This is a genomic window from Pseudomonas cerasi (assembly GCF_900074915.1).
Taxonomy (GTDB): domain Bacteria; phylum Pseudomonadota; class Gammaproteobacteria; order Pseudomonadales; family Pseudomonadaceae; genus Aquipseudomonas; species Aquipseudomonas cerasi.
The window spans coordinates 5,563,028-5,584,912 of the sequence record NZ_LT222319.1; the positions used below are offsets into that span (position 1 = coordinate 5,563,028).

A 21,885-nucleotide genomic window follows, 5' to 3' on the forward strand; every position below is an offset into this window, starting at 1 on the left:
CCTGCGAACTGAACCTAGCCGTACCGACATCATTTGGGTTAATTTCGGCACCATTAGCGTGGTGCCGAGTCCATTTGGGTAGTACGACAAAGAGCAGTGATTGTGAACAGGCGCTACCGACCCACCAGGCGACTACGCCAGTTCCTTTCTTCACCCTTGTAGACCGTCAAGTCCACCCCCATATCGGGGCGACCGATGCGTGAAGGATTACACCTTGAGCGAACTTTTAAACCGTCGTCTTGCATTGCTCGGCGAGCGTAACAACCTCTCTCTGCTGGAGCAGTGCTTGCACGGTATCGAGCGTGAGTGCCTGCGCGTTACCGCAACGGCAGAACTGGCCCGGACGCCCCACCCGCAAGCTCTGGGTGCCGCCCTGACCAATGGTCAGGTGACGACCGATTATTCCGAATCGCTGCTGGAGTTCATCACGCCAGCCTTGAAGAACCCGGCCGAGACCATCGACAACCTGGACCGGATCCATCGCTTCGTTTACAGCAAGCTGGACAACGAACTGCTGTGGAGTCCGTCGATGCCTTGCCCGTTGCCGGACGAAGAGCACATACCGATTGCCTATTACGGCACGTCGAACATCGGCAAGCTCAAGTACGTGTACCGCAAGGGCCTGGCGCTGCGTTACGGCAAGACCATGCAGTGCATTGCCGGCATTCACTACAACTTCTCGTTGCCGGAAGACGCGTGGGCGCTGCTCAAGCAGACCGAAGACTTTGCCGGCGATGCCCGCGACTACCAGTCGCATTCCTACATCGCGCTGATTCGTAACTTCCGCCGCTACAGCTGGCTGTTGATGTACCTGTTCGGCGCTTCACCGGCACTCGACGCGGGGTTCCTGCGCGGCCGCAAGCATCAGCTGGAGCAACACTTCGACGCCGACACCCTGTATCTGCCGTACGCCACCAGTCTGCGCATGAGCGACCTGGGTTATCAGAGTGACGCCCAGGCCGACCTGACCCCTTGCTACAACGATCTGGTCAGCTACACCGATAGCCTGCGCAAGGCCGTGGCCACGCCTTACAAGCCTTACGTCGAGGTCGGCACTCATGACCAGAACGGCGAGTGGGTGCAGCTCAATACCAACGTGTTGCAGATCGAGAACGAGTACTACTCCAACATTCGTCCCAAGCGTGTGACTTATAGCGGCGAACGCCCTATTCAGGCGCTGGTGGCCCGTGGTGTGCAGTACGTCGAAGTTCGCTGCCTGGACATCAACCCGTTCCTGCCGACCGGCATCAGCCTGGAGCAGTCGCGCTTCATCGATGCCTTCGTGCTGTATTGCGCCCTCGAGGAAAGCCATCAACTGGCCAGCCACGAATGCTCCAACGCAAGCTCGAACTTCCTGTCAGTGGTCAAGGAAGGGCGTCGCCCGGGCCTGAGCCTGATGCGTGACAACCGCCCTGTCGATCTCAAGACCTGGGCAACCGAACTGGTGGAGAAGATCACGCCGATTGCCCGCCTGCTCGATCAGGCGCAGGGCACCGATGAGCACCTCAAATCGATTGCCGTGCAACAGGCCAAGATCGACGATACCGCGCTCACACCGTCTGCTCAGGTGCTGGCCAGCATGGAAGCGCATAACGAGGGCTTTACCGCGTTCTCCCTGCGCCAGAGTCAGGTCCATGCCGAATACTTCCGCACTCACCCGCTGAGCGCTCAGGAACAGGCAGACTTCGAAGCCCAGGCCAAAACCTCGATCGAAGAACAGGCCGAACTGGAAGCGACCGAGGAAGTGGTGGATTTCGACACGTTCGTGGGGTCGTATCAGGCGAGCATTCTGTCGATCAGCAACTGATCGTGCAATTACTGTGGGGAGCTTGCTCTCGAAGGTGCCGGTGCAGGCGCGACTATCGTGCGGCGCTCTGCGTCGCATGCCTTTCTGGACGCTCCGCGTCCTCTTGACGACGCAGAGCGTCGAGAACTGCATTCCCACGCTGGAGCGTGAGGAACGATCATCTCAACTATCGTGCCCAATGCTCTGCGCTTCTGCCCGAAGGGCGTGGGTGAGCCGGCTCACGAAAGGGACGGTTCAAACGCCCCTTTCCGGAGGCTTGTACCAGCCTCTTCGTGAGCAAGCTCACTCCCACAAAATATAGCCAAGAGTGCTCTGCGTCCGCCCCCAGGCTTATATCGCCTTTTCGAAGATCTTCGAATTACGCTGGTAGTTGTACAGCGAGGCGCGGGCGCTTGGCAGACGGTCGACGCTGCTGGGTTCGAAACCGCGTTCGCGGAACCAGTGTGCGGTGCGGGTGGTGAGGACGAACAGGGTCTTGATACCCAGGGCCCGGGCGCGGTTTTCAATACGCTCCAGAAGCTCGTCACCACGGCCGCCGTGCCGGTATTCCGGATTGACCGCCAGACACGCCAGCTCGCCCGACTCCGAATCGGCAATCGGATACAGCGCAGCACAGGCGATGATCAGCCCTTCGCGCTCAACCACGCTGAACTGCGTGATCTCGCGTTCCAGCACTTCGCGGGAGCGACGCACCAGAATGCCCTGCTCTTCCAGCGGCGTGATCAGGTCCATCAGACCGCCGACGTCCTCGATGGCCGCTTCGCGCACCAGTTCGAACTGCTCCTGCGCGACCAGCGTGCCGCCGCCATCGCGGGTAAACAGTTCGGTGAGCAGCGCGCCGTTCTCGGCATAACTGACGATATGGCTGCGCGTGACACCGCCACGGCAGGCCTCGGCCGCGGCGTCCAGCAGTTCCGCCTGATAGTTGGCACCCAGGCGCTGCAGGTGCGCGGGCACCTGTTGCGGACGCAGTTCGCGCACCAACCGGCCCTGCTCGTCCAGCAAGCCGGTTGCGGCGCCGAACAGCAGCAGTTTGTCGGCGGCCAGATCGATGGCCGCGCGGGTGGCGACGTCTTCACAGGCCAGGTTGAAAATCTCGCCGGTCGGTGAATAACCCAGTGGCGACAACAGCACGATATGACGCTCGTCCAGCAGGCGATTGATGCCCTTGCGGTCGACCCGGCGCACTTCGCCGGTGTGCTGATAATCGACACCCTCAAGCACACCGATAGGCCGTGCGGTGACGACGTTGCCGCTGGTCACTCGCAACCGCGAGCCCTGCATGGGCGAGGCGGCCATGTCCATCGACAGACGCGCCTCGATCGAAATGCGCAGCTGACCCACGGCATCGATCACGCACTCCAGCGTTTCGGTATCGGTGATACGCATGTCGCGGTGGAAGCGCGGGGTGATACCGCGCTGAGCCAGACGGCTTTCAATCTGCGGGCGGGAACCGTGAACCAGCACCAGGCGCACGCCCAGGCTGTGCAGCAGCACCAGGTCGTGGACGATGTTGCCGAAATTGGGGTGTGCAACGCCGTCGCCGGGCAGCATGACGACGAAGGTGCAATCGCGGTGAGCATTGATGTACGGAGACGCGTGGCGAAGCCAGTTGACGTATTCGGGCATGACAACAAGAGCCTGTAGAAAAAATGGACGAAAAAAAGAAGCACGCACAACGGTGTGGTGGTTATCGTCGGAACAGGCTTGGCAGCACGCGCAGTCTCCTTTACTCAAGATGCTTTCATTAACACAGGTTATGCCTGACTCACTGGGGCGTCAGGCAGTAATGTTCGATCAATTGACGTAACAGACGCACTGTAGGGTCAAGACGTGACATTTCGAGGTATTCCCCCGGCTGATGCGCACAGGCGATGTCGCCCGGGCCGAGCACCAGTGTCTCGCAGCCAAGGCGCTGAAGATAAGGCGCTTCGGTGCCGAATGCTACTGCTGCGGCCTTATGACCGGTCAGACGTTCAGCGACACGCACGAGCTCAGCGTCAGCGACCTGCTCGAACGGCGCGCATTCGGGGAACAGCGGCGCATAGTCGATCTGTACCTGATGCAGCTCGGCCAGCGGCTGCAGCTTCTGCCGAATGGCCGAGCGCAGCACTTCCGGGTCCATGCCCGGCAGCGGACGCAGGTCGAATTCCAGCGAGCACTGGCCACAAATCCGGTTCGGGTTGTCGCCGCCATGAATACAGCCCAGGTTCAGCGTCGGCTGCGGCACCGTGAATTGCGGGTTGCGGTACTTCGCTTGCCACTGCGTGCGCAGGCCCTTGAGTTCGCTGATTGCGTCGTGCATGGCTTCGAGTGCGCTGTGCCCAAGGCTCGGATCGGAGGAATGGCCGCTGCGCCCGAGAATATCGATGCGCTCCATCATCACGCCCTTGTGCAGGCGGATCGGCTTGAGCCCGGTCGGCTCGCCAATCACCGCCGCACGACCCAGCGGGCGGCCGGCCTCGGCCAGCGCACGGGCACCGGCCATTGAGCTTTCCTCGTCGCAAGTGGCGAGGATCAGCAGCGGCTGCTTGAACGGCTGGTCAAGAAGGCCACGCACCGCTTCGATGACCAGCGCAAAAAAGCCCTTCATGTCGCAACTGCCCAGCCCGACCCAGCGGCCATCCACCTCGGTCAGCTTCAAGGGGTCGGTCTTCCACAGCGCCTCGTCGAACGGCACGGTATCGCTGTGCCCCGCCAGTACCAGACCGCCTGGGCCTGTTCCATAGGTCGCCAGCAGATTGAACTTGCCGGGGGACACTTGCTGGATGTCGCAGGCAAACCCAAGATCGCCGAGCCATCCGGCCAGCAGATCGATGACGGGGCGGTTGCTCTGGTCCAGAGAAGGCTGAGTGCAGCTCACCGAGGGTACGGCGATCAGGGCGGCGAACTGGTCTTTCATGGACGGCAACGGCATGGACGCTTCCTGTAATCGGGACGGAACACGGCCCATCATAGGGCCATAGCAACCCAGGAATAAACCGTTTCGGGCCATGTCCTGTACACTGACGGCCTCAGCAGCCGTTCAATCATGGGCTGCGCTCCCGTTTATCCGTATCAGCGTTTGGATTCCCCCGGCCATGCAAAAAGAAACAGAAATCAAACTCCGCGTCAGCCGCGAGACCCTCGCTGCACTGCGTGAACACCCGTTGCTCAAGAAGCGCAACAAGAGTGGCTGGGAGCGCCTTGAACTGTCGAACCAGTATTTCGATACCCCGCAAGGTGAGCTGGCGCAGGCCAAAGTCGCCCTGCGCATCCGCCGCGACGGCGATCAGATCATCCAGACCATGAAGACTCGCGGGCAAAGCGTGGCCGGCCTGTCCGAGCGCAATGAATATAACTGGGACCTGAGCAAGGCCAAGCTGGACCTGAAGAAGCTCGAAGGCGATTGCTGGCCCGAGCAACTGGCCGATCTGGACAAGAAAACCATCAAGCCTCTGTTCACCACCGATTTCGTGCGTGAGAAAGCAGAGATCGCCTGGGGCCGTGGCAAGGCCAAAGTGGTGATCGAAGCCGCACTGGACCTGGGCCAGGTGGTAGCGGGCAAGCAGAAGGAAGAAATCTGCGAGCTGGAACTCGAGCTGCGTGAAGGCGAACCTGCCGCGCTGCTGGAGCTGGCCGCCGAATTGGCTGCAACGCTGCCGCTGATGCCGTGCGATATCAGCAAGGCCGAACGCGGCTATCGTCTGCTCGATGCCAGCAGCTACTCGCTGAGCCTGCACGCTCCCGCTCTGCACGCAGAAACGCCGCTGGACGACGCTTATTCCGCGCTGGCCTGGCATCTGCTGGGCAGCAGCCAGCGTCTGGCCGAGCAATACCGTTTCAACGGCCACTGGCGTCTGCTGCAGGACTGGGTCGAGATGCTCGCCGAACTGCGCGCCCTGACCAGCAGCCTCGGCCAGGCCGCGCCACGCACCTCGACCGCACAACTGCGTACTGCGCTGGACGCCTTGCTGGAAGACTGGCGACCGCTGGTTCAGGCCGGGCAGGACGATGCCGATGTACGCGGTGCCGCCCACGAACAATTCCTGGAAGAATTGCAGGACACGCGCTGGGGCGAGTTCTCGCTGAATACCTCACGCTGGTTGCTGGCCCGCAGCTGGACGACCGAACGCAACACCCGCGGCAATCGTCAGGGCGCCGCACTGTTGAACAGTTGGCTGCCACGCCTGCTGGGCGAAGAAGCCACGTCCCTGCAATTAAGTCGTTATCAGCAGCAGCCGGAAGACCTGGCAGAGCAACTGCCCCGCATCGAGCGCATCCAGTCATGGCTGCACTGGGCACGCGGCGCGCTGGACCTGCCGGAACTGGATCGCCTGTATGGCGAACTGCGCAAGCTGGAAGAACTGGCGCATCTGGACATCAGCGACGAAGTCCTCGATGCCCGCGTGCAACAGGCCATCACCGTCTTCCAAAGCCGCGCCTGGAAGACCCTGCTGCGCTTGTAAGGCTGGATCAGAAGGCCGTAGAAGTGGGCCGGGCGACGCTGCGTTTGTACATGATCTCCCGTTTTTTGTCGGAGCGGACTTGTCCGCGAACCGCCGGGAACCGGCAGCAAAACCAGTCACCTCGGTGCACGAGGCACAACCGAGGCTGGCGCAACTCCGGGCACCAGCCTCGTCAGCGCAGCAGCGGCAGGCTGGTGGTGGATTTGATCTCGGAGAGGGCCACTGTCGAGTTCACTTCCTGGATGCCGGGCACCAGCGAAAGCTTTTCAAAGAAGAACCGCTCGTACGCCTCGATATCCGGGGTCACGATGCGCAGCAGAAAATCCACCGACCCCATCAGCACATAGCACTCCAGCACCTCCGGAAAACCACGAATCGCGTCGGTGAACTCGGTGAAGTTGGAGCGCCCGTGGGCATTGAGTTTTACCTCGGCGAATATTTGTGTGTTCAGACCGATTTTCTTGCGGTCCAGCAACGCTACCTGACGGCGAATCACGCCTTCATCCTTGAGCCGTTGGATGCGGCGCCAGCAGGGTGATTGCGACAGACCGACCTGCTCGGCGATCTGCGCACTGGAAAGCGAAGCGTCTTCCTGCAGCAGCGCCAGAATCCTGCGATCGTAACTGTCCAGCTCGATTTGCATAATTAATTTTCTCAAACAGTCTGTGGCGCATTAACAAGTCTTATAAAGACTAATCCACCCAATGATGGACCAGAAATTTCTTTTCACGCATGCAAAGATTTCCAGCATCCTTCTGGAGTACCAGCATGCCCAATCTCGAAGCCGTCACCCCCCTTCGCAGCGTCCAGATAGCTGGTCGTCGAGCAATGCGCAGTGCTGCGCACGCTACCGTGTCTGCGCCGAAGCCGAGCCTGCCTTGCTCTGTCAGGTGTTGAACCTGTTTGCCATGCAGTACCTGATTCCCGACCAATTGAGTGCCGTGCAGCAAGAGAACCTGCTGCTCATCGATCTTCAAGTCTCCAGATTGAGCTGGCATCGGGCACAAGTGATTGGTGAAAAAATGCGCAACCTGATCGACGTCTGCTCAGTGGAGGTCGAGCAAGTCGACGCCCGCAATACCGCGCAATCCCGTGTCGCCCTGGCGACGGGCTGAATCAATTCGCCTGCTCCGGCAATTCCCGGTCGCATAGAACGAACAACGCTGTCACGCTTGGCGTCTACTCTTGTTCATCGTCCAATGACGAATTGCCTCAAGGAGCGCACATGGCAGCCCTGGCCCCCTCTTCACAGGATCGCTGGCTCGATCTGAATGATGTGTTGCGTGATCTGGTTGCCGAAGGCTATCTCGGCCAGGACGACGCGGAAACGGCACTCACCCAACGTCGCAGCGCAGTGAACATCCAGCTGCATCCCCTCGAGTTTCTCGCTTCGCTGCAGTTTGACGACCTCAAGCGGCCGGGCAAGAAGCTGGACGTGGAAACCCTGACCGCCTGGCTGGCCAAAACCTGTGGCCAGCCTTACATGCGTATCGATCCGCTGAAGATCAACGTCGCGGCGGTCACGCCACTGATGTCCTACGCCTTTGCCCAGCGCCACAAGATTCTGGCCGTGGCGGTCGATCGCGAATCGGTGACCATCGCCAGCGCGCAGCCTTATGTGCGCTCATGGGAAGCCGACCTGGCGCATGTGCTCAAGCTGCAGATCAAACGCGTGGTCGCCAACCCGTCAGACATCCAGCGCATGGCGATGGAGTTTTTCAGGCTGGCCAAGTCGGTCAGCGGTGCCAGCGCCTCTGAGCAAAAAATGAGCAACATGGGCAACTTCGAACAGTTGCTCAAGCTCGGCGCCAGCGATCAGGAGCCTGACGCCAACGACGCGCACATCGTCAATATCGTCGACTGGCTGTTTCAGTACGCCTTCCAGCAACGCGCCAGCGATATTCACATCGAGCCGCGCCGCGAACAGGGCACCGTACGCTTTCGAATCGACGGGGTGCTGCATAACGTTTACCAGTTTCCGGCGCAGGTGATCATGGCGATTGTCAGCCGCCTGAAAAGCCTGGGGCGGATGAACGTCGCCGAAAAACGCAAACCACAGGACGGGCGGGTCAAGACCACCACGCCTGAAAATCGTGAAGTGGAGTTGCGCCTGTCGACCCTGCCGACCGCGTTCGGCGAAAAAATGGTCATGCGGATCTTCGACCCCGAGGTGTTGCTCAAGGACTTCGACCAACTGGGCTTCTCCAGTGACGACCTGCGGCGCTGGCAGGAAATGACCCGCCAGCCCAACGGCATCATTCTGGTCACCGGCCCGACCGGTTCGGGCAAGACCACCACGCTGTACACCACCCTCAAGAAACTGGCGACCTCCGAGGTCAACCTGTGCACCATCGAAGACCCCATCGAGATGGTCGAGCCGGCCTTCAACCAGATGCAGGTGCAGCACAACATCGAACTGAGCTTTGCCGCCGGCGTGCGCGCGCTGATGCGACAGGACCCGGATATCATCATGATCGGCGAGATTCGCGACCTGGAGACCGCTGAAATGGCGATTCAGGCGGCGCTTACCGGTCACCTGGTGCTGTCGACGCTGCACACCAACGACGCACCCAGCGCCATCAGCCGGATGCTCGAACTGGGTGTGCCGCACTACCTGCTCAAGGCGACCATCCTCGGCGTCATGGCCCAGCGTCTGGTGCGTACCCTTTGCCCGCACTGCAAGGCCCCGATCAACCTGAACGAAACCGACTGGCAAACCCTGACGCGCCCCTGGCAGGCACCGGTGCCACCCGGCGCGCATCAGGCAGTCGGTTGTGTGGAATGCCGAGATACCGGCTATCGGGGCCGGGCGGGTGTCTACGAGATCATGGTCATGTCCGACAACATCAAAGCATTGATCTCGGCGGACCTCGACCTGACGGCCATGCGTCGTCAGGCCTTCAAGGAAGGTACGCGCAGCCTGCGTCTGTCCGGCGCGCAGAAAGTCTCGGCAGGCCTGACTACACTCGAGGAAGTGTTGAGGGTGACACCGCAGAGCGAACAACGTTGATCAGGGTGAAAGCGTTGTTCCAGAAGGCCGCGCGGCATGGCGAGCCAGCTAAAGTGAACTACGCGGTACACCTTGATTGAACTAGTTCGTAGCTTTGGCTATCCAACCCCTCAGAACAACCACAGCTGGAGTAATTCATCATGCGTCTCAAGTTCGCTGTCGCCACCGTAGCCTTGCTTTCCATCCCAATGGGTTCAGCGATGGCTGACACCTTCTGGCGTAATGTGCTGTCTTCCGGTGCAACCACCGGCTCGACTTACCTGACCTTTAAGGATCACAAGCTGATCGTTGCCGCCCAGGACGACGCAGGCAGCTTCGTCGCCAGCGACGGTGGCATCCGCGGTCCGTTCCTGGAAGCGGCCATCGAGCAGGTGCGCAAAGACAATCCAGGCCTGAAAGCCACCGATATGGAACTGGCCAACGCGATCCTGGATAAGAATCTGGTCGCTGAAAACCAGTAAGTCTTGCCGATTAGCTTCGCGCATAAAAAATGCCGCTCCATGAGCGGCATTTTTGTGAGCGGCAATCGGTTATTCGCCGATAGCGCTCTTGTACCCGGCTGCATCCAGCAGCTTGGCCAGATCGCCGCTGGCGTCGCTTGGCTTGAGCTTGAAGATCCAGGCGTCGTACGGATCACTGTTGAGCGACTCGGGCGAATCGCCCAGCGCTGCGTTGACTTCGATCACCTCGCCCGCAACCGGCGAGTAAATATCCGAAGCAGCCTTGACCGACTCCACAACACCGGCGGTGTCAGCGGCAGCGAACACTTTGCCGATTTCCGGCAGTTCGACGAAGACCACATCGCCCAGTGCTTCCTGTGCATGGTCCGAGATGCCAACGGTCACGGTGCCGTCTGACTCCAGACGTGCCCACTCATGACTTTCGGCGAAACGCAGCTCGGCGGGAATATTGCTCATTTAGTCATCCTCAACATCGGGTCAGCGGAAAACCCGCCATTAGGTTAGATCAAGGTTTTGCCGTGGCGCACGAACGCAGGCTGCACCACGCGCACCGGGTACCATTTGCCGCGGATTTCCACCTCGGCCCGGTCAGCGGTCGCCATCGGAACGCGAGCCAGTGCAATCGATTTGCTCAACGTAGGAGAGAAACTACCACTGGTGATCTCTCCTTCGCCAATTTCTGCGACACGTACCACCTGATGCGCCCGTAAAACGCCGCGCTCTTCGAGCACCAATCCCACGAGTTTGAAGGCGGTTCCTTCAGCCCGTTCGCTCTCCAGTGCCTTGCGACCGATAAAATCACGGTCGGCAGGCTCCCAGGCGATGCTCCAGGCCATATTCGAGGCCAAGGGCGAAACATGTTCACCGATGTCCTGGCCATACAGGTTCATGCCCGCCTCAAGACGCAGCGTGTCGCGAGCGCCCAGGCCGATCGGCGAAATACCCGCGCCAACCAATTCATTGAAAAAGCTTTGAGCCTCTTCGGCAGGCAGCATGATCTCCAGGCCGTCCTCGCCGGTGTAGCCGGTGCGCGCGATAAACCAGTCACCGTCATCAAGCCCTTCGAACGGCTTGAGCTGGTGGATCAGTTCGGCGCGGGCGCTTGAAACCAGCTCGGCGATACGGGTTCTGGCCTTGGGGCCTTGAATGGCGAGCATTGCCATTTCACTGCGCTCGACCAGTTGCACGTCGAAGTCGCCCAGTTGCGCCTGCATCCAGGCAAGATCCTTGACGCCGGTCGCCGCGTTGACGACCAGCCGATAACCTTCAGGCGTGAGGTAGACGATCATGTCATCGATCACCCCGCCGCTCTCGTCCAGCATGGCGCTGTACAAGGCACGACCGGGGGTTTTGAGCTTGTCTACATCATTGGCCAGCAGACGACGCAGCCAGACCCGGGCCTGACGGCCGAGCACATCGATCACGTTCATGTGAGAGACATCGAAGACCCCACAGTCGCGACGCACCTGATGGTGTTCCTCGACCTGCGATCCGTAATGCAACGGCATGTCCCAGCCACCAAAATCGACCATTTTCGCGCCAAGGGCGAGGTGCAGGTCGAACAGGGGGGTACGCTGTCCCATGGGTTTCTCCTTCCGGGCGTGGCGAAGGTGCGGGCAGACGAGATCGGCAAGCCCCCCAATAAACCGGAGTTTGCATCACGTAACAGCTGACCGAATTGTCTGACAGACCGCACCAATTGCGGCGCATTGTAGCCGCAAGGTGAGAACCCCGCACCTAGCCAGTCTGACGGGCAGAGCGGCGAATCAGCCCAATGACGGGTAATAGTCCTACAAGCACCAGCGACAAAGCTGGCAACGCAGCCCTTGCCCACTCGCCCTCGCTGGTCATTTCGAAGATGCGTACCGCCAGCGTATCCCAGCCAAACGGGCGCATCAGCAGGGTTGCCGGCATTTCCTTGAGCACATCGACGAACACCAGCAGCGCCGCGCTCAGCGCCCCTGGCACCAGCAACGGCAGATACACGTTGAGAAACAACTTTGGTCCGCTGACCCCCAGACTGCGCGCCGCTTCAGGCAATGACGGGCGGATACGCGACAGGCTGTGCTCCAACGGACCGAAGGCGACGGCGATGAAGCGCACCAGATAAGCCAGCAGCAAGGCCGAGAGGCTGCCCAGCAGCAAAGGCTTGCCTGCGCCGCCCAGCCAGCCGGACAGCGGAATGACCAGTTCGCGGTCCAGGTAACTGAACGCCAGCATGATTGAAACCGCCAGTACCGAGCCAGGCAATGCGTAGCCCAAATTGGCGAGGCTGACGCCGGAGCGGATCGCAGGCGTGGGCGCCATACGTCGGGCAAACGCCAGAATCAGCGCCACACTGACGGTGATCAACGCCGCCATGCCACCCAGATAGAGCGTGTGCAGAATCAGCCCTGTGTAGCGCTCATCCAGATCGAAGCGGCCACGCTGCCAGACCCAGACGATCAGTTGCAGCATCGGCACCACGAAAGCACAGAGAAACACCAGCCCACACCAGAAGCTCGCGGCCAATGCCTTGAGGCCGCGCAACCGGTAAAGCGCAGCGCCACGCGGACGCTCGTTGGCCGGTCGGCTTGCACCCCGGGCGCGGCGTTCGCCGTACAGCAGCACCAGCACGGCCAACAGCAGCAGGCTGGCCAGTTGCGCAGCGCTGGACAGGCTGAAGAAGCCGTACCAGGTCTTGTAGATGGCAGTGGTGAAGGTATCGAAGTTGAACACCGACACCGCACCAAAATCGGCCAGGGTTTCCATCAGGGCCAGCGCCACCCCCGCGCCGATGGCCGGACGCGCCATTGGCAGCGCCACGCGCCAGAACGCCTGCAGGGGTGTGTTGCCCAGCACTCGCGCAGCTTCCATCAAGCCCTTGCCCTGCGCCAGAAACGCCGTGCGCGCCAACAGGTAGACGTAAGGATAGAAAACCAGCACCAGGACGATGATCACCCCACCGGTGGAGCGCACCCGAGGCAGGCGCAGACCGGAGCCGAACCATTCGCGCAACAGGGTCTGCACCGGACCGGAAAAATCCAGCAGCCCGACGAATACGAACGCCAGCACATAGGCGGGGATCGCGAAAGGCAGCATCAGCGCCCAGTCCAGCCAGCGGCGACCGGGAAATTCACACAGGCTGGTGAGCCACGCCAGGCTCACCCCCAGCAACGTCACGCCCACGCCGACACCCAGCACCAGGATCAGCGTATTGCCCAGCAGACGCGCCATCTGGGTTTCGAGCAGGTGCGACCATATCTGCTGGTCAACCGTCTCCCACGACAGCAGCAAAACGCTCAGCGGCAGCACGACCAGCGCTGCGATGGCGAAAACCAGGGGGTACCAGCGGCGTTGGGCAGGATGGGCCACGGTGTTCTCGAAATCGGGATGGATGAGTGAGTGACAAGTCTCTGCGTCATTCGTCTAGGGCGCTGGAGCGCCCACCGTTACACACCCGGAAAATGGGGGGGATGAACCGTAGTATCAGGCCGGACATACACCTTTGTGGGAGTGAGCTTGCTTACGAAAGCAACACATTTACGGGGCTGTGCCGGCCTCTTCGCGAGCAAGCTCGCTCCCACGAGTCTTATGTATAACGATAAGGCACTGGGTATTAAATCAATTCCAGCCCGCGCGATCCATCATGCGTATCGCTTCTGCCTGGCGCTTGCCTGCCACTTCGACCGGGATGGTGTCGGCCTTGAACAGCCCCCAGCTCGCCACTTCTTCTGAAGGCGCCACGTTCGGGTTGGCCGGGAACTCCTGATTGACGCTGGAGAAAATCTTCTGCGCCTCAGGGCCGGTCATCGACTCGACCAGTGCCTTGGCCGCTTCAGGGTGCGGAGCGTATTGGGTCAGACCGATACCCGACAGGTTGACGTGCACACCGCGATCCGCCTGGTTCGGCCAGAACAGCTTCACCGCCAGGTCCGGTTTTTCCTTGTGCAGGCGGCCGTAGTAATAGGAATTGACGATGCCCACGTCGCATTGCCCGGCATTGATCGCCTCAAGCACTGCGATGTCATCGGAGAACACGTCGGTGGACAGGTTGTTGACCCAGCCCTTGAGGATTTTCTCCGACGCTTCGGCACCGTGGGTTTCGATCAGCGTAGCGGTCAGCGACTGGTTATAGACCTTCTTCGCGGTACGCAGGCACAGGCGGCCTTCCCAGTTCTTGTCGGCCAGCGCCTAGTAGGTACTCAGCTCGGCAGGCTTCACGCGGTCGGTGGAATAGGCGATGGTGCGCGCGCGAAGGCTCAGACCGGTCCAGCCGTGCGTCGATGAGCGATACTGCGGCGGAATGTTGGCTTCGATCACCGGCGAGGTGAACGGCTGCAGGATACCCATCTGCTCGGCCTGCCAGAGGTTGCCCGCATCGACCGTCAGCAACAGGTCGGCGGTCGCATTCTGTCCCTCGGCCTTGATGCGCTGCATCAGCGGCGCTTCCTTGTCAGTGATGAATTTGATCTTCACCCCGGTACTGGCTGTGTACGCATCGAATACCGGCTTGATCAGCTCGTCGATCCGGGATGAATACACCACCACTTCATCGGCAGCCTGAGCGGTGCTGCCCAGTAAAGTCAGTGTCAGAGCAGCCAGAAGACGCTTGCTTGCCTGCATCGGGGTATCTCGCGTTCGCAAAGGAGGCGAAATGGTAGTGAATCCCATTTGCTATCTCAATCGAAGCGGCAGCGGAGCCGTTACCGGATGTGTCCAGGCTCGATCATGACCGGTGATCAGCACACAGCCCTGGCTCTGGAAAAGTTCGCGACCCGGCGCAGCTTGTCCACATCGAACACCTCCAGGTGCCCTTCTCCCAGGCGCACGATCCTGCGCTCATGCAGGTCCTGGAGCACTTCCAGCAAGGCCGGCGAGGCAAGCGCGAGACGCTGCGCGGCCTGAATGTCGTCCAGCGCAATCAGGCGTCTTGCCTGGCTCAACGGGCCATACCCCTCGCTGAGCATCAACAGGCGCCAGGCAACCCGCGCCCGCGGCGGCAGGCGACGCATTTTCTCGGGGCTCTGCAGTGGCAAGCCGACCTTCTGGCTGAGCAGTGCGGCAAACCAGCGCCAGTACTCGGGGTGCCTGTCGAGCAGCCGGGCCAGGAATGGCTGTGGGATATGCAGGAAGATGCTCTGTTCCAGCGAGCAGACTTCGAAACGGCGCGGCAGCCCGTCAAACAGCGAGACTTCGCCAAACCAGCACGGCGCGCTTGCAGGTTCCACGTGCCTCAGCAGCCGCTGCTCGTGGGCACCGCCGATCCGCACGCGGCCCTCCAGCAGCACATAAACACCGCAGGGCAGATCGCCCTTGTCGAACAGCCGCTGGCCGGGCGTCTTGCGGCGCTGGCGGGCAGCCTCCAGCAGGCTATCCTGCAGATCGGCAGGCAGATGGGAAAACCAGTAATCGGATAGCAATCGTGACCGCCACGACACTCCATTTGTCATTTTTGCTCCCTTCTCTTTCAGCCATGCATGTTGTACAAGAAATCAGGCTCACGCCGGCCATCGTCTCAGGCAGGAATAATAATGAAAAACCTTGTCGATCATCTCAGCCAATACGCGGCTTATCACCGTGATTCGCGCAATATCGTGACGCACTTCGTGGGTATCCCACTGATCGTGCTGGCCGTGGCGGTGCTTCTCTCACGACCGGGATGGAATATAAGCGGGCTGTGGCTTTCACCGGCGGCGCTTCTGGCCCTGGGCTCGATGGTCTTTTACCTGCGACTCGACCGCGCTCTGGGCATCGTCATGGCGATATTACTGGCGCTGTGCATCTGGGCCGGGGCCGACCTTGCGCAGCAGCCAACCATGGTCTGGCTGAGTGCGGGCGTCGGGCTCTTTGTGATTGGCTGGATCATCCAGTTCGTCGGCCATTACTACGAGGGGCGCAAACCGGCCTTCATCGATGACCTGACCGGGCTGATCATCGGCCCGCTGTTTGTGGTCGCGGAGCTGGCGTTCCTGATGGGCCAGCGCAAACCGCTGCAGCACGCCATCGAAGAGCGCGTCGGCCCGGTCGGGCGTGCGACCCGCAAGGCGACGACCTAGGCGCGAAGCGCCGGGCACCGATCGTCACCAGCAACAACGATCAGTGCCCGCCTCTTAGCCGGCAAGCCCGGTGCTGTTCTGCAACCCGGCCAGCAACAGCCGCTGATACAACTCTTCGCGCAAGCCCTGCGGCTGGTCGAGCTGCATGCGTTGCAAGTGCGCAAGGAAGGCTTCGGGGTCCGGAGCATCGAGGGTCGCCTTGCCCAGCTCGAGGATTTCAGTGAGCTTGAGCTTGCTCTTCAGCCAGTTCAGGGCTCTCAGTAGATCGCGTTCCTCGGCGGTAAAGTCGCACCCCAGCGGGTACTCGGTAAACAGCGACGGATAGCGTGATGCGGTGTCCTTGAGGCGCTCGGGTGTGTTGTCAGTGAAGCGCGGATCGAGACGGAAGTCCTTGGGTAGCTTGCCAGCCTTTTGCGCCTGCTCGATCAGGCCCGATTGAAACCGCGAGTCGGTGATGTTCAGAATCCGCTCGATCACCGTCGCATCGGTCTGCCCACGCAGATCGGCGATGCCGTATTCGGTCACGACAATGTCGCGCAAGTGTCGGGGAATGGTGGTGTGGCCGTACTGCCAGACGATGTTGGAGCTGACCTCGCCGCCCGACTCGCGCCAGCTGCGCAGCATCAGAATCGAACGGGCGCCTTCCAGTGCATGGGCCTGCGCCACGAAGTTGTACTGACCGCCCACGCCACTGAGCACCCGGCCATCTTCCAGTTGATCAGCCACCGCCGCGCCCATCAGGGTGACGGTAAACGCGCTGTTGATGAAGCGCGCATCGCGGCGTTGCAGGCGCTTGAGTTCTTCCTGGCCGTAAAGCTCGTTGATGTAGCTGATGGCGGTCATGTTGAACTGCGCCAGCCGCTCGGCGGGCAGCTCGCGCAGTCGCGCGTAGAAACTGCGCGGGCCGAGGAAAAAGCCGCCATGCACGACTACGCCACCAGGATGGGCATCCTCATCCAGCGTGCCCATGTTGGCCAGCCGTTGCAGCTCTGCATCGGCATACACCTTGCGCCGCACGATGCCGGCATCGGCGAGTACCAGCAGGCCGTTGACGAACATTTCGCTGCAACCGTAAAGGCCGCTGGCGAACGGCTGAACGCCGCCCTCCCGATCTATCAGGGTCTGCCAGTTACTCATGTTCAACTCGGCCAGCAGGCCGCGCCAGGTTTCGTTATCGGCCTGACGGGCCAGCAGCGCGCCGGTCAGTGCATCGCCCATCGAGCCGATGCCGATCTGTAACGTGCCGCCGTCACGCACCAGCGTGCTGGCGTGCAGGCCGATCAGGTGGTCCTGATAGCCGACTGGCATATTGGGGGTGGAAAACAGCGTACTGCGCTCGTCTTCATCGATCAGCACATCAAAGGCGTCGACATCCAGTTCCGAGTCGCCCGGCATGTACGGCAGATCGGCATGCACCTGGCCGAGCATCAGAATGGTCTCCCCGGCGGCCCGGCGCTTGGCGATCATGGGCAACAGGTCGAGGGTCACGTCCGGGTTGCAGCTCAGGCTCAACGTGCCTGGACGCTGCTCGTCACGGGCCACCAGTTGCGCGACCAGATTCAGGCCGTTGGCGTTGATGTCGCGGGCGGCGTGGCTGTAATTGCTGCTGACGTAGTCTTGCTGGGCTGACTGGCTGTTGAGCAAACTGCCTGGCTGCATGAAGAATTGCTGCACATGGATATTGGCAGGAAGTTTGTCGCGGCGCAGTGCAGCCAGGAAATCGAGCTCCGGATAGTCAGCGAAGACACGCTCCAGAAACGGTTCGAGAAACCGCGCCTGCAAACCCTCCCCCGGCGTCGGCCGCCCGAGTGTCAGCGCGGTGTAGATCGTCAGCCGTCGTTCGGGCAACTCGCTGATGCGCTGGTATAACGCGTTGACGAAGCGGTTGGGCTTGCCCAGCCCCAGCGGCATGCCGAGGTGGATATGTTCGGGTAGCTGCGCAAGAACGTGATCGACGGCATGCTCGATGGAACAGGAATACGGCATCCCAGCTCTCCTGAATTGTTATTGGGTGCAGGTTGGACCGACGACAACGTCAAAGTGCTGCATGCTCTGCCGCGCAGAGCATCATCGTTACGCCCGGAACAAAAGGCTCCCAGGCTTCTGCCCGAAGGGCGTAGGAGCGAACTCGTTCGCGAAAGGGCGTGCACTATCGCCAAAAATGCATCGATCTAAACATCATCTTCGCCAGCAAGCGAAGCGTCGCCCGGCTCGCTCTCACAACACGCATGTACAGCGCCAGGTGCTCTAGCGTATGAACGAGAGCTCACCTCACTTCAGCCCGGACATGCTCTGAATGGCACTCTTCAGTTCATCGTTTGTGCAATCGCCGCAGGTGCCTTTCGCGGGCATGATGCCGAGGCCTTTGATAGTGCTGGCCAGCAGTCCATCAAGGCCGCCTTTTTGCTGAGCTCGCTGTTCCCAGGCCGCCGTGTCACCGATCTTCGGCGCGTTGAGCAGGCCGACGCTGTGACAGGCGACGCAATGGGCCGCGATGATGTCGTCAGGCGCTCGGGCGGTATCGGCGGCTTGCGCGTTGAACGCCCACAACGCCAGAACGCCTGCGCTGCTCAGAATCTTTCGGGTCAGTTTCACGCATCACTCATCGCAAGGGGCGGGTCAGAAATTGGCCGGGGTGGCCGCACTGATCAATCGTGCCGGGACGTCGAACGGGTTACGAAAGCGATGCGGCCGGGTGCTTTCGAAATAGTAGCTGTCACCCGCTTCGAGCACATAGGTATCCAGCCCGACCACCAGTTCCAGCCGACCCTCGACGAGGATGCCGGTCTCTTCGCCTTCGTGAACGAGCATCTCTTCCCCGGTGTCGGCACCCGGTGGGTAGGTCTCGGTGAGAAAGGCGATGGCGCGGCCCTGATGCGATTTGCCGACCAGCTTCATGGTCACTGCACCGTCCGAGATATCAATCAGCTCGCTGGCCTTGTACACCACTTGAGCTGCGTTCTCGGGCACGGATTCTTCCGAGAAAAATTCGACCATGGACATGGGGATGCCGCCGAGCACCTTGCGCAGCGAACTGATCGAAGGGCTGACGCTGTTTTTTTCGATCATGGAGATGGTGCTGTTGGTCACACCTGCGCGCTTGGCGAGTTCACGCTGGGACAGGCCCTTGAGCTTGCGAATCGATTGCAGTCGTTCACCCACGTCCAATGCGATATTCCCCCAGGTTTTGTCAGGTCTAGTCGGTATGAACGCCATCATGGCAACAGCGTTCGATATTTACAACACTTCGACAGACACCTGACCCACTGCGGCCTGGGGCACAGAGAGATGAATCAGTCTTCGGAATAGATGCGCGGAACGCGACGCAGGTTGCAGAAGATTTCGTAGGGAATGGTTTCTGCACGCTGGGCCACTTCACTGGCGAGCACCTGCTTGCCCCACAGCTCGACACGGCTGCCAAGCCCGGCCTGCGGCACATCGGTGAGGTCGACGCAGAGCATGTCCATGGACACCCGTCCGAGCAGTCTGGACGGCTGGCCGTCGATCTGCACGGGCGTGCCGGTCGGCGCGTGACGCGGATAGCCGTCGGCGTAGCCCATCGCTACTACGCCGATACGCAAAGGCCGGTCACAGACAAATGTCGCGCCATAGCCCACGGGCTCACCAACGGGCAGTTCACGCACGCTGATGATCTTCGATTCCAGGGTCATCATCGGTTGCAGGCGATCCGCCAGCGGGTGCACCTGATCAAACGGCGTAGCACCGTAGAGCATGATGCCCGGACGCGACCAGTCGCTCGGGATCTGTGGCCAGCCCAGCACCGCCGGGGAGTTTTTCAGGCTGGTTTCCGCTGCCAGCCCCTTGCGAAAGGTCTCGAATACGGCAAGCTGCTCATCACTGCAGGCGCTGTTCAGCTCATCGGCGCGGGAGAAGTGGCTCATCAGCACGATTCTGGCCACTTTGCCGGTTGCCAGCAGACGCTGATAAGCCGCCTGGTACTCGTGAGGATGCAGGCCAACCCGGTGCATGCCGGTATCGAGCTTGAGCCAGACCGTTATCGGTTTGCCCAGGCGCGCCTGCTCGATGGCTTCCAGTTGCCAGGTCGCGTGTACAACGGTCCACAGGTCATGCTCGACAATCAGCGCCAGCTCGTCGGCCTCGAAAAAGCCTTCAAGCAGCAGGACCGGCGCACGAATGCCTGCCGCACGCAGCTCCAGAGCTTCTTCAATGCAAGCCACTGCAAAACCGTCGGCCTGCGCTTCAAGCGCCTGTGCGACGCGCACCGCGCCGTGACCATAGGCATCGGCCTTGACGACGGCGAGCGCTTTGCCGCCGCTGTTTTCACGGGCCAATTGGTAGTTGTGACGCAGTGCCTGAAGATCGATAAAGGCGCGGGCTGGACGCATGATGACGTTACTTGCCTGAAAGGATGGAAAGGGAGAGGACGAACCCGACGCAGGGACGCGCCGGGCAACAAGGCTCAAGGCAGCGCGGCGACCACCGACAGTTCAACGAGCATTTCGGGCTGGCACAGCTTGGCCTCGACCGTTGCGCGTGCAGGCGCGAAACCCTTGGGCAGCCATTTGTCCCAGACGCTGTTCATGCCGGCGAAGTGGGCATTGATATCTTTCAGGTAAATGGTGACCGACAGGATACGCGTCTTGTCGGTGCCGGCCAGGTCAAGCAGGCGCTCGATGCTGTTCAGTACCTCTCGGGTCTGCTGCTCGACATCCGCAGTCATGTCATTGCCGACCTGGCCCGACAGATAGACGGTGCCATTGTGGACAACGACCTGACTCATGCGCTCATTGGTGAGCTGGCGCTGGATTGACATGCTGTGCATTCTCCTGAGTGTTGCCGTAACGAGAGATATCAAGGCCTTCAGCACTGATACGGGGTGTCTTGCGGGCAATGAGGTCTGCCAGCAAGCGACCGGAACCACACGCCATCGTCCAGCCCAGAGTGCCATGGCCGGTATTGAGGAACAGGTTACGGAACGGTGTTGCACCCACAATCGGTGTGCCGTCGGGCGTGGTCGGACGCAACCCGGTCCAGAAATCGGCCTGGGTCAGGTCGCCGCCCTGAGGATAGAGGTCACCGACGATCATCTCCAGTGTTTCGCGTCGACGCGGATTGAGCGACAGGTCAAAACCGGCTATTTCCGCCATGCCACCGACGCGGATCCGGTTGTCGAAACGGGTGATCGCGACTTTATAGGTTTCATCGAGAATGGTCGAAGTCGGTGCCATGTCCGGGTTGGTGATCGGCACGGTCAGCGAGTAGCCCTTCAGCGGATAGACCGGCGCCTTGATGCCCAGCGGTTTGAGCAACTGCGGCGAGTAACTGCCCAGCGCCAGCACGTAACGATCGGCGGTTTCGAGCTTGCCGTCGATCCACACGCCATTGATGCGGTCGCCAGCGTGGTCGAGGCGTTCGATGTTTTGCCCGTAGCGGAACTCGACACCCAGCGCCACGGCCATTTCCGCCAGGCGCGTGGTGAACAACTGACAGTCACCCGTCTGGTCATTGGGCAGGCGCAATGCACCGCTGAGGATGCCGGTCACACCGGCCAGCGCGGGCTCGACACGGGCAATGCCTTCGCGATCCAGCAGTTCGTAAGGAACACCGGACTGCTCGAGCACAGCGATGTCCTTGGCGGCGTTGTCCAGCTGGGCCTGGGTCCGGAACAACTGCGTGGTGCCCAGGCTGCGCCCTTCGTAGGCGATGCCGGTCTCAAGGCGCAGTTCATCCAGGCAATCGCGACTGTATTCGGACAGGCGTACCATGCGTTCTTTATTGACGGCGTAACGGCTGGCCGTGCAGTTGCGCAGCATCTGCGCCATCCACAGGTACTGATCGATATCCGCCGTCGCCTTGATCGCCAATGGCGCATGGCGCTGCAGCAGCCATTTGAGCGCTTTGAGCGGAACACCCGGCGCAGCCCATGGCGAGGCATAGCCCGGAGAAACCTGGCCGGCATTGGCAAAACTGGTTTCCATGGCGGCAGCAGGCTGACGGTCAACGACGGTCACCTGGAAACCGGCACGCGCCAGATAATAAGCACTGGTTGTACCGATAACGCCACTACCCAGGACCAGAACGCGCATGTCGATGACCTCATCGCGGATATCCGCTGATAATTCGAAGTTTTAAGCAAGGA

General features: G+C 60.9%; 18 protein-coding genes and 2 pseudogenes. 6 read left to right on the forward strand and 14 right to left on the reverse strand.

All coding sequences use genetic code 11. From position 1 onward, the window contains the following. The first annotated feature begins 214 nt into the window (after positions 1 to 214). Positions 215 to 1,807, forward strand: a complete 1,593-nt coding sequence (gene gshA, locus PCPL58_RS27130; protein WP_065350874.1) for a glutamate--cysteine ligase — start codon at positions 215 to 217, stop codon at positions 1,805 to 1,807. A gap of 330 nt (positions 1,808 to 2,137) precedes the next feature. Here gshA and argA read toward each other — a convergent pair whose 3' ends face one another. After that, on the reverse strand, positions 2,138 to 3,436 hold the full coding sequence (gene argA / locus PCPL58_RS27135) for an amino-acid N-acetyltransferase (protein ID WP_065350875.1): 1,299 nt from the start codon (positions 3,434 to 3,436) through the stop codon (positions 2,138 to 2,140). A 139-nt stretch (positions 3,437 to 3,575) separates the two neighbouring features. Continuing rightward, positions 3,576 to 4,724, reverse strand: a complete 1,149-nt coding sequence (argE, locus tag PCPL58_RS27140) for an acetylornithine deacetylase (protein ID WP_065350876.1) — start codon at positions 4,722 to 4,724, stop codon at positions 3,576 to 3,578. A gap of 163 nt (positions 4,725 to 4,887) precedes the next feature. Here argE and PCPL58_RS27145 point away from each other — a divergent pair, with 163 nt between their 5' ends. Next, complete coding sequence (locus tag PCPL58_RS27145; RefSeq protein WP_065350877.1) at positions 4,888 to 6,255, forward strand: CYTH domain-containing protein; 1,368 nt, start codon at positions 4,888 to 4,890, stop codon at positions 6,253 to 6,255. 172 nt (positions 6,256 to 6,427) lie between these two features. Here the strand turns inward: PCPL58_RS27145 and PCPL58_RS27150 are convergent, their stop codons facing one another. Next, positions 6,428 to 6,898 carry an Lrp/AsnC family transcriptional regulator gene (locus tag PCPL58_RS27150; RefSeq protein WP_003305413.1) on the reverse strand — a complete coding sequence of 157 codons (471 nt, stop codon included), beginning with the start codon at positions 6,896 to 6,898 and terminating at the stop codon, positions 6,428 to 6,430. A 125-nt stretch (positions 6,899 to 7,023) separates the two neighbouring features. Here PCPL58_RS27150 and PCPL58_RS27155 point away from each other — a divergent pair. The 3 genes and pseudogenes from PCPL58_RS27155 to PCPL58_RS27165 all read left to right on the forward strand — a co-directional run bounded on the left by PCPL58_RS27155 (position 7,024) and on the right by PCPL58_RS27165 (position 9,726). Next, positions 7,024 to 7,370, forward strand: a pseudogene (locus PCPL58_RS27155) (hypothetical protein). A gap of 110 nt (positions 7,371 to 7,480) precedes the next feature. Further along, positions 7,481 to 9,265 carry a type IV pilus assembly ATPase TfpB gene (gene tfpB, locus PCPL58_RS27160; protein WP_003432204.1) on the forward strand — a complete coding sequence of 595 codons (1,785 nt, stop codon included), beginning with the start codon at positions 7,481 to 7,483 and terminating at the stop codon, positions 9,263 to 9,265. A gap of 140 nt (positions 9,266 to 9,405) precedes the next feature. After that, on the forward strand, positions 9,406 to 9,726 hold the full coding sequence (locus PCPL58_RS27165; RefSeq protein ID WP_002551535.1) for a DUF2388 domain-containing protein: 321 nt from the start codon (positions 9,406 to 9,408) through the stop codon (positions 9,724 to 9,726). Between the two features lie 69 nt (positions 9,727 to 9,795). Here the strand turns inward: PCPL58_RS27165 and gcvH are convergent, their stop codons facing one another. From gcvH to PCPL58_RS27190, 5 genes and pseudogenes are all read right to left on the reverse strand, one after another. Beyond that, on the reverse strand, positions 9,796 to 10,182 hold the full coding sequence (gcvH, locus tag PCPL58_RS27170; protein WP_003367432.1) for a glycine cleavage system protein GcvH: 387 nt from the start codon (positions 10,180 to 10,182) through the stop codon (positions 9,796 to 9,798). 44 nt (positions 10,183 to 10,226) lie between these two features. After that, positions 10,227 to 11,309, reverse strand: a complete 1,083-nt coding sequence (gene gcvT / locus PCPL58_RS27175) for a glycine cleavage system aminomethyltransferase GcvT (protein ID WP_003367434.1) — start codon at positions 11,307 to 11,309, stop codon at positions 10,227 to 10,229. Positions 11,310 to 11,463: 154 nt separating this feature from the next. After that, complete coding sequence (locus PCPL58_RS27180) at positions 11,464 to 13,080, reverse strand: ABC transporter permease (RefSeq protein WP_003367436.1); 1,617 nt, start codon at positions 13,078 to 13,080, stop codon at positions 11,464 to 11,466. A 249-nt stretch (positions 13,081 to 13,329) separates the two neighbouring features. Further along, a pseudogene (locus PCPL58_RS27185) lies at positions 13,330 to 14,331 on the reverse strand (extracellular solute-binding protein). A gap of 116 nt (positions 14,332 to 14,447) precedes the next feature. Then, positions 14,448 to 15,158: a Crp/Fnr family transcriptional regulator gene (locus PCPL58_RS27190; RefSeq protein WP_024663333.1), complete on the reverse strand. Its 711-nt coding sequence runs from the start codon at positions 15,156 to 15,158 to the stop codon at positions 14,448 to 14,450. Positions 15,159 to 15,239: 81 nt separating this feature from the next. Between PCPL58_RS27190 and PCPL58_RS27195 the strand changes: the two genes are divergently transcribed. Further along, positions 15,240 to 15,764 carry an Mpo1 family 2-hydroxy fatty acid dioxygenase gene (locus tag PCPL58_RS27195; RefSeq protein ID WP_065350878.1) on the forward strand — a complete coding sequence of 175 codons (525 nt, stop codon included), beginning with the start codon at positions 15,240 to 15,242 and terminating at the stop codon, positions 15,762 to 15,764. A gap of 54 nt (positions 15,765 to 15,818) precedes the next feature. Here the strand turns inward: PCPL58_RS27195 and PCPL58_RS27200 are convergent, their stop codons facing one another. The 6 genes from PCPL58_RS27200 to dadA all read right to left on the reverse strand — a co-directional run bounded on the left by PCPL58_RS27200 (position 15,819) and on the right by dadA (position 21,832). Then, complete coding sequence (locus PCPL58_RS27200; RefSeq protein WP_003432195.1) at positions 15,819 to 17,750, reverse strand: acetyl-CoA hydrolase/transferase C-terminal domain-containing protein; 1,932 nt, start codon at positions 17,748 to 17,750, stop codon at positions 15,819 to 15,821. Positions 17,751 to 18,035: 285 nt separating this feature from the next. Next, positions 18,036 to 18,359 carry a c-type cytochrome gene (locus PCPL58_RS27205; protein ID WP_060708519.1) on the reverse strand — a complete coding sequence of 108 codons (324 nt, stop codon included), beginning with the start codon at positions 18,357 to 18,359 and terminating at the stop codon, positions 18,036 to 18,038. A gap of 24 nt (positions 18,360 to 18,383) precedes the next feature. Then, on the reverse strand, positions 18,384 to 18,932 hold the full coding sequence (locus PCPL58_RS27210) for a cupin domain-containing protein (RefSeq protein WP_003314015.1): 549 nt from the start codon (positions 18,930 to 18,932) through the stop codon (positions 18,384 to 18,386). Positions 18,933 to 19,057: 125 nt separating this feature from the next. Continuing rightward, positions 19,058 to 20,131 carry an alanine racemase gene (alr, locus tag PCPL58_RS27215; protein ID WP_065350879.1) on the reverse strand — a complete coding sequence of 358 codons (1,074 nt, stop codon included), beginning with the start codon at positions 20,129 to 20,131 and terminating at the stop codon, positions 19,058 to 19,060. A gap of 74 nt (positions 20,132 to 20,205) precedes the next feature. After that, a complete protein-coding gene (locus tag PCPL58_RS27220) occupies positions 20,206 to 20,559 on the reverse strand; it encodes a RidA family protein (protein ID WP_003432191.1) in 354 nt (117 codons plus the stop codon). Then, the gene (gene dadA / locus PCPL58_RS27225) at positions 20,531 to 21,832 is read right to left on the reverse strand and encodes a D-amino acid dehydrogenase (RefSeq protein WP_003367454.1); all 1,302 of its coding nucleotides are present in this window, start codon (positions 21,830 to 21,832) and stop codon (positions 20,531 to 20,533) included. The genes PCPL58_RS27220 and dadA overlap by 29 nt, the downstream gene beginning before the upstream one ends. Positions 21,833 to 21,885: the final 53 nt, after the last annotated feature.